Raw genomic sequence first — 13362 nt, forward strand, 5'->3', positions numbered from 1 at the left:
CTGTATTTCGGGATTTTTATGGAAGTGCGGGGTGGGAGAGATGGCGGTTGGCCTTTGCGTATTTTTATGGGAAGTATTTGTGTTAAAATAAAGCCGATTTATGTGTTCGGACGCGTTTTAACAGTGAGAATAATTCCGGAAAGGTACTTGAATATTGATGAAAACACAGACCATATACCTGGTCGATACAGAAAATGTGAATGAAATCTGGGTGGACGCGATCGCGGAGATCCAACCCAGAGATAAGGTGGTGGCCTTCTATACAGACAACAGTCCCAAATTGTCCTGGGAGCGTATGGCGGATTTTGCGGCCAAGGGATGTGAGTTTGAGGCGATCGGATGTCATAAGGGAACCAATGCCCTTGATTTTCAACTGGTCTCTTATCTGGGCTACATGATCGCTTCTAAGAGGGATTGTCACTATGTGATTATTTCCAATGACAAGGGCTATGATCCGGTCTCCTGTTTCTGGCAGGAGAGAGGGATCCAGATCAAGCGCCAGCCGATACAGACGAAGATGGAGAAAAAGGCGAGCCCTCAGCCGGTCGCGAAGGAGAGCGTCGTTTTAAAGATCTTTAAGAAGGTGACCGGTCAGGACCAGGCAGTCAGGACGCAAGAGCCTGCGGCGGAAAAGAGAAGTGAGACGCGATCTGCGGAGCCGTCAGGTCAAGGCTCCGGGCGAACGGGATCGAGGGCCGGTTCCGGTCAGGCCCCTGGTCGGACTAGATCGAGGGCCGGGTCGGGTCAAACTTCTGCGCAAACCAGAAAAAGTGTGCAGGGAAAGGAGAGATCCAGTTCAGGTCAGAGCTTTGCGCGGACGGGATCAAAGACCGGGCCAGGTCAGGATTCGGGGCGGACGAAATCAAGGACAGGGACAAGCCGGACCCCCGCACGGGCGGGATCAAGGACAGGAAGAGGTCAGGCCCCTGCCGGGGCCGGGACCAAGGACAGACCGCAGCAGCTGGCCTCGTCAAAAGGAGAAAAAGAGGCCGGGCGCTCACTGCCGGGTGCAAGAGAACTTCAGGCAGTCAAGGGACTGAGCAAATCCATTCCGATTTCAAAAGAGGCGGATTTTCGCCAGAGCCTCAATCATCTCCTGGGAGAAAATCCGGGCAATCGGGTCTTTGAGCAGCTGCAGAATCAGGCGGATTGGAAGACGGAAGCGGACAGGGCATATCTGGCCAATGCAAACGGCAGGCTGCGAAACTATGTGGAAATCTTTCTGCGGGTGAATGAGCTGCCGCAGACGGACCGCCCCGAGATCTGCAAGCTTTTGCGTCAGGCGGACGCAGACCATCTTGCGGACCTTCACAGGGAATTTGTCAAGCGTTTTGATGATGAGCAGGGTACAGCATACTATAAGCTTTTTAAGGGGAATCTCAGGGTGATCCAGTCTATGCTGAAGTAATGAATCGAGTGGTTGAAGGATGAAAATCAGTAAAAACTTTTACAAACAGACCTGGGTGCAGATTGCCCTGGGATTAGGGACAGCAATCCTCATTTATCTGGCCCTGTCTCATCTCAATGTGCTTGCGGGGGCGATCAGTACCGTCGCCGCGGTCACCCGTCCCGTCCTTCTGGGACTTGTGATTGCTTACGTACTGCATCCGCTGGTCAACGTATTTGAGCGGAAGGTCTTCTCGCGGATGAAGCATTTCAGGCCCAAGACCCGGCATGTCTTCTCGGTGACGGCAACCATACTTGTGGTATTGCTTCTGATCGTGCTTTTAATGATTGCCCTGATTCCGCAATTGATCGGGTCTGTGGTGCGCTTCCTTCAGAACGCGGGGGATTACATCGCAAGTCTGCAGAAGCTGATTGCTCTGGCTGTGGATGCCTTAAGGCAAAACGGGCGTGATGTCAGTAATCTGTCAGACATGATCAAGGAAGGTCTGGACGGCCTGACCAATCTTCTTCCCAGTCAGCCCAGTCAGCTTCTGCATTTTGTTACTAATATCGGCGTCGGCGTTTTCGACTGGGTGATCGGTATTATCATGGCCATCTATTTTCTGATGGACATGGAGCGGTGGATGGGGGGCCTGCGCCAGCTGATGGGATTGCTTTTGAGCCGGCAGCGTTACCGGGAGCTGAGAGATTTTGCCAAGAGGTCGGATCGGATCCTGATCCGCTATATTGGAGGTACGATCTTAGACGGTCTGATCGTCGCGTTTGCCAACTTCATTTTTATGATGATCATGCAGATGCCCTATGCCGTGCTTCTATCTCTTGTTGTCGGCGTGACGAATCTGGCTCCGACCTTCGGACCGATTCTGGGCGGGGCCATCGGATCTCTGATCCTGCTTCTGATCAATCCCTGGCATGCCCTTTGGTTCCTGATCTTTACGATTATCCTGCAGACCATCGACGGATACGTGATTAAGCCCCGTCTCTTTGGCAACACCTTAGGAGTGGCGGGCATTTGGATTTTGATCTGCATTATCGTGGGAGGCAAGGCCTTCGGCGTGATTGGAATCCTTTTGGCAATTCCCTTTGCGGCGATTTCCGATTTTGTCTATCGAGAGTCGATCCTGGTTCGGCTGAGGCATTTCCGCGAGAGAAGAGACGCGGAATTCCGCCGGGGAGAGGGCCAGGAGCATGCCAGGGTCATTTCTCCGGAAGATCCCACGACAAAGGTGCCTGATTCGACCGGGGAACCTTTGGAAGCGGACAGCACTGCCCCGTGAAGAATGATCCCGAACGGGATGGAGCGAAAATACAGGCAGCTATTGAACGCAACTAACTTATAGAGGTTTATATAGGGAAACAGGTTTACATAGGGAAACAGGAAAGTTAAGCAAGCTATCAGGAAGAGGAGGAGTGTATGTTTCAGATTCTCAAGGCCATTCTCTTTGGCATTGTGGAGGGAGTGACAGAGTGGCTCCCGGTATCCTCCACAGGTCACATGATTCTGCTGAATGAATTCGTCAAGCTGGATGTCTCGAATGAATTCTGGAAGATGTTTCTGGTTGTCATTCAGTTCGGCGCTATTCTTGCGGTCATCCTCCTCTATTGGAAGACGATCTGGCCGGTTCGAAGGTCGAAAAAAACGGGAAGGCACTATGTCAGCCGCAAGACCATTGCCCTCTGGATCAAGGTCATAGCGGCCTGTATCCCGGCGGCTGTCGTGGGGCTTGTCCTGGACGACTGGTTAGATGAGCATCTCTACAACTGGTGGGTGGTTTCGATTATGCTGATTTTAGTCGGCCTTGTCTTCCTTTTGGTGGAGAAGAGAAATGCCGACAGACAGCCTCTTGTGACAAGCCTGGAAGAGCTGACCATGAAGGATGCCCTGATCATCGGGATCTTTCAGCTCCTGGCAGCTGTCTTCCCGGGAACATCCAGATCCGGAGCAACCATCGTCGGCGCCCTCTCCATTGGCGTCTCCCGCAAGATTGCCGCGGAATTCACCTTTATTCTGGCGATTCCGGTGATGCTGGGGGCCAGCCTTCTGAAGATTGTCAAGTATTTTGTGGGGGGAGCTTACTTCAGCGGCATGGAAGCGGCCATTCTTTTGACGGGGATGCTTGTCGCCTTCTTTGTATCCCTTGTGATCATCCGCTTCCTGATGGACTACATCCGCAAGCACGATTTTAAGCCTTTCGGCATGTACCGTATCGTGCTGGGGTTCGCGGTGATTCTCTATTTTGCGCTGTTGCATTAAACCGGTTCGAAGGGGGCCTCGCTGAGCAGGCATTTTGTTGACATGAAGTTGACATGGGCCGCAGGCTGTAAGCGCTGCTGATGCCCTGTGGTCATGAAATCGATGAGAGGATGGGAAGAATATGAGTATTTTCGGGCGTGAGCACAAAGAGGATGGAATCGGAGTCTGCCTTTTGACTCTCACGAACGAATTTGAGGCGGACCGGGCTATTGCCGCCTTAAAGAGCCAGGGGATATGCGCCTACAAGCACGAGGACGGAGCCAATCAGCTGATGGGGATTTACATGGGGGCAGGGGATTTCCACCCTGTCAGTATTTTCGTGGCCGAGGAGGCCAGGGAAAAGGCGGCTGAACTCCTTGAAGAGATGGGATTCACCGGTGACCTCACGGACAGCTCCAACATCCGTCTGATCACACACGCGGCTGTTCGGATGGAAGTCTGCGGCAAAGTAGTCTATCTGGATCCCTATCAGATCAGGGAGGCTTCTCATGACGCGGATCTGATTCTGATCACCCATGAGCACTATGATCACTACTCCCCAGAGGATATCGACAAGCTGGCGACAGAGGAAACGCGCTATGTATTCCCGGAGAGCATGGAAGAGATGATCTCAGTGGGAAGGGCGGATCTGCGGGGGAAGACCCGTTATCTGAGGCCGGGCCAGGAGATGGACTGGGAGGGGATAGGGATCGCCGGCATTTTAGCCTATACGATCGGGAGAGATTTTCACCCGAGAGAAAAGGGCTGGCTGGGGTATCTGATCGATGACGGGAAGAAAAAGGTCTATGTCGCCGGGGACACGGACGCGACGGCTGAGGCCAAGTCCGTGGTCTGCGATATCGCCCTGATTCCATGCGGGGGTAAATACACCTGTGACCCTGAGCAGGCGGCGGAACTGGCCAATGCCATTGCACCCGATATTGTCATCCCGAGTCACTATGGGAGTGTGATCGGAGACGCCTCCTGCGCCGATCGCTTTGAGAGCCTGGTAGCCCCCCAGATTCAGGTAGAGAAGAAGATGGAGTATCTGGATTAATGGGATTAAGACGAATTGAGAATTAAGAAGAATTAGGGAGAATCAGGACGGATTAGGGGAAAAGAAAACAAAAAACAAAAAACGAAAAATGGGGGAAGAAAAAGAAAGATAAAAATTGTTAGCACTCGAACTTGACGAGTGCTAATTTTGGTGTTATAACATACCTGTGAAACGAAAAGAGGATGTGAGAACTCACAGAAGATTTTTTCGGGAAAGCAGACAATGGAATCCGCGCCTTGCGGATATTCCATTGTCACGAATCTAAGAGAAAAAGGAGGTGGACCTATGAACATTCAAAAATTCACACAGAAGTCCATCGAGGCAGTACAGAATACAGAGAAGCTGGCGGCTGATTACGGCAATCAGACCATTGACGACGAGCACCTTCTGGTCGCTCTCCTGCAGCAGGAGGACGGACTGATCCCCAAGCTTCTGGAGAAGATGGAGATCAATGGGCAGCATTTTACAGAAAATGCCCTGTCCAAGCTCAATGCTCTGCCCAAGGTCTCAGGGGCCGGTCAGCGCTATTTCTCACAGGCGCTCAACGACGCCTTGAATCACGCGGAGGATGAGGCGAAGGCCATGGGAGATGAGTACGTCTCCGTGGAGCACCTCTTCCTGTCGATGATGCGCTTCGCCAGCAGGGGCATGAAGGCTCTGATGAGCGAGTACGGGCTGACCAGGGAGCGTTTTTTGACGGCCCTCTCTCAGGTGAGAGGCAATGTCCGGGTCACCAGTGACAATCCAGAGGACACCTATGAGGCCCTGGACAAGTACGGTCATGAGATGGTGGCCAGAGCCAAGGAGCAGAAGGCGGACCCCATCATCGGAAGGGATGAGGAGATCCGCAACGTGATTCGGATTCTCTCCCGCAAGTCCAAGAACAACCCCGTCTTAATCGGCGATCCCGGCGTTGGCAAGACCGCCGTGGTCGAGGGCTTGGCCCAGCGTATCGCCAGGGGAGATGTGCCGGATACCTTGAAAGACAAGAAGATCTTCGCCCTGGATATGGGGGCTCTGGTGGCCGGAGCCAAGTATCGGGGCGAGTTCGAGGAACGTCTCAAGGCTGTCCTCGACTCCGTTAAGAAGTCAGAGGGACAGATCCTTATGTTCATTGACGAACTCCACACCATTGTGGGCGCCGGAAAGACAGACGGAGCTCTGGACGCCGGCAATATGTTAAAGCCCATGCTGGCCAGAGGAGAACTTCACTGCATCGGGGCGACCACATTAGATGAGTACCGGGAGTATATTGAGAAGGATCAGGCCCTGGCAAGGCGGTTTCAGCCGGTTATGGTGGATGAGCCGACGGTGGAGGATACCATATCAATCCTGCGCGGACTCAAAGACCGCTATGAGGTCTTCCATCATGTGAAGATTCAGGACGCGGCCTTAGTCTCCGCCGCGACCCTCTCTAACCGCTATATTACAGACCGTTTTCTCCCGGATAAGGCAATTGACCTGGTCGATGAGGCCTGTGCTTCGATTCGCACAGAGATGGATTCCATGCCGGAGGATCTGGACGAGATCAACCGCAAGGTGATGCAGATGCAGATTGAGGAGGAGGCTCTGAAGAAGGAGACCGATTCCCTCTCTAAGGAGCGACTGGAGAAGCTGACCCGCGAGCTGGCAGACTTAAAAGAGGAGCTCAACAGCCGCAAGGCACAGTGGGAGAATGAGAAGAATGCCCTGGACAAGGTCTCTGCCCTCCGTGAGGAGATCGAGGAGACTAAGAAGGAAATCGAACGGGCCAAGACATCCTACGACCTGTCCAAGGCGGCGGAGCTGCAGTACGGCAAGCTGCCCAAGCTGCAGGAATCCTTAAAAGCGGAAGAAGCCAACATAGAAGGCAAGGATATGGGCATGGTCCACGAGGCTGTGACGGAGGATGAGATCGCCCGCATTGTCTCCCGCTGGACCGGGATTCCGGTGGCCAAGCTGGGAGAGAGCGAGCGCAATAAGACCCTGCATCTGGACGAAGAGCTTCACAAGAGGGTAGTGGGTCAGGATCAGGCGGTTCAACTGGTCACTGAGGCCATCATCCGCAGCAGGGCGGGGATCAAGGACCCGTCCAGACCCATCGGATCCTTCCTCTTCTTAGGACCCACCGGCGTCGGTAAGACAGAGCTGGCCAAGACCCTGGCCGCCAGTCTCTTTGACGATGAGAAGAATATTGTCCGTCTCGATATGAGCGAGTACATGGAGAAGTATTCCGTATCCCGCCTGATCGGAGCGCCTCCCGGATATGTCGGCTATGACGAGGGCGGCCAGCTGACCGAGGCGGTTCGCCGCAAGCCCTATTCCGTTGTCCTCTTCGACGAGGTGGAGAAGGCTCATCCGGATGTTTTCAATATTCTCCTGCAGGTTTTGGATGATGGGCGTATCACGGATTCCCAGGGCCGGACGGTGGACTTCAAGAACACCATCATCATTATGACCTCCAATCTGGGCAGTGACTATCTGCTGGACGGCATTGACGAGTTCGGAGAGATCGGCCCTAAGGCGGAGGAGATGGTTATGAACCAGGTCAAGACGCACTTCCGGCCGGAGTTCATCAATCGTCTGGATGAGATCATCATGTTCAAGCCCCTGACCAAGTCCAACATCGGTAAGATTGTAGACTTGCAGCTCGCGGAGCTCAATGCCCGTATGGATGACCGTCAGATCAAGGTTGTACTGACAGACCAGGCCAGGGACTTTATCATCGACCATGGTTATGAGCCAGCCTATGGTGCCCGTCCCTTAAAGCGCTATATTCAGAAGACCGTTGAGACCCTGGTTGCCCGTATTATTCTGCAGGGACAGATTGATATGGGAGACAGCATCAAAATTGCAGTGAAGGATGATCAGCTGTCCGCAGAGAAGGAGTGAGCCTGATCAGGACGCCGTTTTACTATGGAATGCCCGCGCCGCGGGTATTCCATAGTTATGAACGACAGAATACAAGTTCTGTGAGTATTCTATTGCTATATAGAAAAGAAAATGAGAAAGCAAAGCCGGTTTTCCGGCATCATGCATCAGGTTTGTGTGCATGATGCCAGGGAAGCCGATTTTTATATTGGCTTGCCCTCGGCGGGGGGCCTGTGGGACAATAGCTCTATGAAAACGCTTTCTCTCAATCGAAATCAAATTAAATACCTGGTGATCCTGGCCATGGTCATTGATCACATCGCCTGGCGCTTTGTTCCATCCTGCAGCTGGCAGGGGCAGGTCATGCATTTTATCGGGCGGTTGACAGGGCCGGCGATGGCCTTTTTCATAGCGGAGGGATTTATCCACACGCGGAATCTGAAGAAATACCTGACCCGTATGGGGATTTTCGCTCTGATCTCCTGGATTCCCTTTTGCCTCTATTTCAATGTTCGCAGTCCTCTGGGGACCAATTTCGGTATCATATATACCCTCTTTCTGGGCCTTCTGGCCTGCTGTTTTGACCAGAGGAAGGACCAGAACCCCCAGGTCCGCCGACTGGCGGTCTGCGCCTGTATGCTCCTTAGCATCTGGGGGGATTGGCCGGGATACGGGGTGATCATGCCCCTTTTGCTGGTCCGCAATTATCAGGATAAATCTCGCATGTGGAGAGCCTATTTTGAGATGACCATCATCTATACTTTTCTCCTGGGGTTCTTTGAGATTGTCGGCGGGGCGCCGATCCGCTGTGAAATGTATCTGTCGGGCATCCTCCTCCCCCTCTTTTTGCTCCGTTTTGCCTACAATGGCCAGGCCGGGAGCAGGAGGCCTTTTCACAAGTGGTTTTTCTATGTCTTCTACCCTGGGCACCTGCTTGTCCTGTATGGGATCAGCCGCCTTGTGGCTTCTTGAGTCAAACAGAAAGGCCGGTCCGCGGTCAGGCAGGGCGGCGCCCTGCGAGAGGGATTGGATTTCATAAGATTTGACCTCATGTATCATTTGGGAAAGTTTGATCGGATCCCTGTTACAGGGGCCAAAAATATTCTATAATGGACAAACTCTCCTGAGTGATATCAGAATAGTCAAAGAGGAGCAGACATGGGAATTAAGAGAAAGCGAATCGTTGTCAAGGTGGGGACCTCAACTCTGACCAATGAGATGGGAAAGAGCAATCTGCGGACCCTGGATCATCTGGCGAGAGTATTGTCCGACATTCAGAATATGGGGCATGAAGTCCTCCTGGTTTCCTCCGGGGCTATCGCCGTGGGAGCCAACAAGATGCACCTGCCCGAGAAGCCGAGCCAGATGCGGATGAAACAGGCGGCTGCCGCTGTGGGTCAGTGCGAGAATATGTTTCTCTATGATAAATTCTTCGGGGAGTACGACAAGACAGTCGCTCAGATCCTCTTAAATGCGGAGGACATCGAACAGGAGGTCAAGCGGGAGAACCTGGCCAACACCTTCTTTGCCCTTTTGGAGCAGGGGATCATTCCCATTGTCAATGAGAATGACTCCGTCTCCTACACGGAGATCGAGTCGGAGGAGAAGCTCTTCGGAGACAATGATATGCTGTCTGCCGTCGTCTCCGTCCTCTGCCAGGCAGACCTTTTGGTGATCCTGTCAGATATTGAGGGATTTTATGACGCGGATCCCCGCCTCTTCAGGAATGCCAGGCTGATCTCCCGCATCGAAGAGATCACAAAAGAGACCTACGACCTGGCCGGCGGCGCCGGAAGCCGACGGGGAACCGGAGGTATGCAGACCAAGCTCAAGGCGGCGGAACTGGCTACGGCCAATGGAATAGATACCATAGTGACCAATGGGGCGCATCCGGAGTCCCTCTATGACATCATGGATGAGAAGAAGGTGGGGACCCTCTTCGTAGCCCGGGGAAAGTAATCGGATCAAATGAGATATCAGCCGGAGGGAGCCTTTGGAGTGGGCCCGGGCCGAAGAAAGGACTGTGATGACGAGTGTACATTTGACAGAGGGAAGACCCCTGGCAGTCATTCTCCGCTTTACTTTGCCGCTTTTTCTGGGCAATATGTTCATGCAGCTGTACAACCTGGTGGACACGGTCATTGTGGGCCGGTTCCTGGGGGAAAATGCTCTGGCGGCAGTCGGGTCAACCGGGACGATCATCTTTCTGGTCCAGGGGCTTGCTACCGGGCTGACAACCGGCTTTACCGTCCTGACAGCCCAGCATTTCGGGGCCATGGATCCGAAGGGGACCAGGCGGTCGGCCTCCAATGCCCTCATGCTGAGCTTTGGGGTCATTCTGATCCTGACCTTCTTCTCCACCCTCTTTATGCATAGAATCCTGCTGGTAATGAACACACCGGCGGAGATCTATGATGACGCCTACCGCTATATCATTGTCATCTGTGCAGGCCTCTTCAGCATAGTACTCTACACCCTGGGTTCTTCTCTCCTGACTGCGGTCGGCAATTCCAGGCTCCCCCTGGTCTTTCTCATGATCGGTGCCGGCTGTAATATTGTGCTCGATTTGCTTTTTATTCCGGGCTTGGGCATGGGAACGGAGGGGGCGGCCTATGCCACGGTTATCTCCCAGGTGATCGCAGCCCTTGTCGCAGCTGTATATATCGGGCGAAAAATGCCAGATCTGCGACCTTATCGGGATTTTTGGAGACTTGACCGGGGCATGGCCATACGCCAGATTCGAGTCGGGGTTCCCATGGCCCTGCAGTTTGGCATCACCGCGTCGGGGACCATGGTCCTGCAGACGGCGGTCAATACCTTCGGCCCGACAGCCGTGGCGGCCTTTACGGCGGCCAGTAAGATGTCCACCCTGCTGACCCAGGGCTTCGCGGCGCTCGGACAATCCATGGCTGCCTACGGAGGACAGAATTATGGGGCGGCTCGTCCCGACCGCATCCGGTCCGGGGTCAGAGCGGCCATGCAGATCGACGTCGCCTATGCGGCCCTGATCTCCATCCTGATCCTGCTCCTTCTTCATCCGCTCATGCGCCTCTTTTTCCCGGCGGGGACAGATACCGGGAAATTGATGGAATTTGCCAGACCCTATATCTACTTTTCCATGTCCTGTTACATTCCCCTGGGCATGATCTTCATCTTCCGCAACATCATGCAGGGCTGCGGTTACGGCTTTCTGCCGATGATGGGAGGCGTGGTAGAGCTGGTGGCCAGAGTCATTCCGGCGGCTGTCTCCATGCGGCTGGGCTCTTACCTGCTCGCGGCTGCCTGCGACGCGTCCGCCTGGCTTACGGCCGGTCTCTTTACGGCCTTTGCCTATCATTTTTATGTGATTGGCAGGATCGAGCAGAGGATCAGGAGGGGCAGGGCCAGGATGGATGCAAGCCCCCCTGCGCCAAAGAAGGAATGAAAGACCGCGAGGAAGCGGATTTGAGAGGACCATATGGATTTATTTGACTATGCCAGAAATAAAAATCAGGAGCATGAGTCTCCTCTGGCTTCCCGCCTGCGCCCGACCTGTCTGGAAGAGGTCGTTGGCCAGGAGCATATCATAGGCGAGGACAAGCTTCTCTACCGGGCCATCAAGGCGGATAAGCTGTCGTCAGTCATCTTCTATGGCCCGCCGGGGACAGGCAAGACGACTCTGGCCAGGGTGATCGCCAATACGACCTCCGCAGATTTCCGGCAGATCAATGCCACGACAGCGGGTAAAAAGGATATGCAGGAGGCCGTTGAGGCAGCCAAAGATACCCTTGGCATGTATGGGAAAAAGACCATCCTCTTTATTGATGAGATTCATCGCTTCAACAAGGGGCAGCAGGACTATCTCCTTCCCTATGTGGAGGACGGGACAGTCATCCTGATCGGGGCTACGACCGAGAATCCCTATTTTGAAGTCAATGGAGCCCTGCTCTCCCGGTCGGTGATCTTTGAGCTCAAGCCCCTCTCTCAGGAGAACATTCGCAAGCTCCTGCTTCGGGCGATCAGCGACAGGGAAAAGGGGATGGGCAGCTATGGAGCCGTAATCGCGGAGGACGCGCTGGATTTTCTGGCGGATATGGCCAATGGAGACGCCAGAAATGCTCTCACGGCCATAGAACTCGGGATCCTGACGACTCCCCGATCCGAGGACGGCAAGATTCACATTAGTCTGGAGGTGGCCAGCGAGTGCATCCAGAGGCGGGTGGTCAAGTACGACAAGAAGGGAGACGGCCACTACGACACCATCTCCGCCTTCATCAAGTCCATGCGGGGCAGCGACCCCGATGCGGCGATCTATTATCTTGCCCGCATGCTCTATGCGGGAGAGGACGTCAAATTCATCGCGAGGCGGATCTGTATCTGCGCCTCGGAGGATGTGGGGAATGCGGATCCCATGGCCATGGTGGTCGCCAGCAGCGCGGCGCAGGAGGTGGAGAGGATCGGCATGCCGGAGAGCCAGATTATCCTGGCCCAGGCAGCAGCCTATGTGGCCTGCGCTCCCAAATCGAATTCCGCGGTAAACGGAATCATGAAGGCGATGAAGACGGTCAAGACTACAATGACTGAGACCGTGCCGGGCCATCTGCGGGATGCCCATTACGGGGGGAGCGCCAGGCTCGGGCATGGGATCGGCTACAAATACGCCCATGACTGGCCCAACCACTATGTCAGACAGCAGTATCTGCCGGACTCCCTGGTAGGAGAGCGATTCTATGAGCTGTCAGACCAGGGCTATGAGAAGCAGATGAAAGACTGGATGGAGCAGATCCGCAGAGGAGCGGAGGAAGAGACGGAGGAAGTGTGAGGGAAAGAGCAGGAAGAACTGCGAGCCAAGCGACTTCATGATAGAATAGGGCTTATCCCGCTCAAGACGCGGAGATGGAATCAGTGACACAGGCGGGATGAGAATCTGATGTCGGAGTTAAGAGATCATAAGCTTTGCGGGATAGAATCGGCGGCGCAGGCGGGATGAGGAATCGGAGAGAAGTATGGAAGACAAAAGGATCGCTTTTATCGGGGCGGGCAATATGGCCTCCGCCATCATTCGAGGCATTATCAGTCAGGGGCTCTTTCTGGGGGATCAGATCATGGTCTCCGCCCCCAGCCAGTCCAGCCGAGACCGGATGGCGGCAGACTTCGGTGTGAAGACAACAGCGGACAATTGTCAGGCGGCGGCCTTCGGCCGGGTTTTAGTCCTGGCGGTCAAGCCCAAGGTCTTAGATGAGGTCATTTTGCAGATCCGCGACGCGCTTGCAGAAGACACGCTGATCATCAGCATTGTCGCCGGGAAGAGCCTGAAGACCTTAGAGGGCGCTTTTGGACGCCCGGTCCGCCTGGTTCGCGTCATGCCCAATACGCCGGCCATGGTCGGGGAGGCCATGTCGGCGCTGACCCCAAATAGGGAACTGTCAAAAGAAGATATGGCCCTTGCTGTCAGGCTCTTTGAGGCCCTGGGAAGGGCGGAGGTGGTTCCGGAGAACCTGATGGACGCGGTGACCGGCCTGAGCGGATCTTCCCCGGCCTATATCTATATGCTGATTGAGGCTATGGCCGATGCAGGGGTCGCGTCAGGCCTGCCCAGGTCTCAGGCCTACACCTTCGCGGCGCAGGCAGTTCTGGGATCCGCCAAAATGGTCTTGGAGACCGGCCTTGTGCCGGGACAGCTCAAGGACCAGGTGACCTCTCCGGGAGGGACGACGATAGCCGGACTCAAGGCCTTGGAAGAGGGCGGTTTTCGCGGCCTCGTCATGGACGGCATTCTGGCTGCGGTGAAGAAGTCAGAAGAGATGAAGGGCTGAGGAAAGGATCTCTGCCGGGC

10 protein-coding genes are annotated in these 13362 nt (G+C 54.5%); all 10 read left to right on the forward strand.

Annotated features, from left to right (window positions below; translation table 11 throughout):
* Positions 1-157 precede the first annotated feature (157 nt).
* A complete protein-coding gene (locus tag HMPREF1508_RS03140) occupies positions 158-1408 on the forward strand; it encodes a PIN domain-containing protein (protein ID WP_044959331.1) in 1251 nt (416 codons plus the stop codon).
* A 19-nt stretch (positions 1409-1427) separates the two neighbouring features.
* A complete protein-coding gene (locus HMPREF1508_RS03145) occupies positions 1428-2684 on the forward strand; it encodes an AI-2E family transporter (RefSeq protein WP_044959333.1) in 1257 nt (418 codons plus the stop codon).
* Between the two features lie 137 nt (positions 2685-2821).
* Entirely contained in the window at positions 2822-3661 is an 840-nt protein-coding gene (locus HMPREF1508_RS03150) for an undecaprenyl-diphosphate phosphatase (protein WP_044959334.1), read from the forward strand.
* 121 nt (positions 3662-3782) lie between these two features.
* A complete protein-coding gene (locus tag HMPREF1508_RS03155; RefSeq protein WP_049906867.1) occupies positions 3783-4697 on the forward strand; it encodes an MBL fold metallo-hydrolase in 915 nt (304 codons plus the stop codon).
* Positions 4698-4982: 285 nt separating this feature from the next.
* The gene (gene clpB, locus HMPREF1508_RS03160) at positions 4983-7568 is read left to right on the forward strand and encodes an ATP-dependent chaperone ClpB (protein WP_044959335.1); all 2586 of its coding nucleotides are present in this window, start codon (positions 4983-4985) and stop codon (positions 7566-7568) included.
* A 141-nt stretch (positions 7569-7709) separates the two neighbouring features.
* Entirely contained in the window at positions 7710-8519 is an 810-nt protein-coding gene (locus tag HMPREF1508_RS03165) for a TraX family protein (protein WP_198015553.1), read from the forward strand.
* 186 nt (positions 8520-8705) lie between these two features.
* Positions 8706-9506 (forward strand): glutamate 5-kinase, encoded by an 801-nt coding sequence (proB, locus tag HMPREF1508_RS03170; RefSeq protein WP_006905812.1) that lies wholly within the window; start codon positions 8706-8708, stop codon positions 9504-9506.
* Positions 9507-9573: 67 nt separating this feature from the next.
* The gene (locus HMPREF1508_RS03175; protein ID WP_044959410.1) at positions 9574-10971 is read left to right on the forward strand and encodes an MATE family efflux transporter; all 1398 of its coding nucleotides are present in this window, start codon (positions 9574-9576) and stop codon (positions 10969-10971) included.
* 33 nt (positions 10972-11004) lie between these two features.
* A complete protein-coding gene (locus HMPREF1508_RS03180; RefSeq protein ID WP_044959336.1) occupies positions 11005-12348 on the forward strand; it encodes a replication-associated recombination protein A in 1344 nt (447 codons plus the stop codon).
* A gap of 184 nt (positions 12349-12532) precedes the next feature.
* Positions 12533-13342, forward strand: coding sequence for a pyrroline-5-carboxylate reductase (proC, locus tag HMPREF1508_RS03185; protein ID WP_044959337.1), 810 nt, complete (start codon positions 12533-12535; stop codon positions 13340-13342).
* The last annotated feature ends 20 nt before the right edge of the window (positions 13343-13362 follow it).

Origin of the sequence: Shuttleworthella sp. MSX8B (assembly GCF_000524295.1) — a bacterium.
GTDB lineage: Bacteria > Bacillota > Clostridia > Lachnospirales > Lachnospiraceae > Shuttleworthia > Shuttleworthia satelles.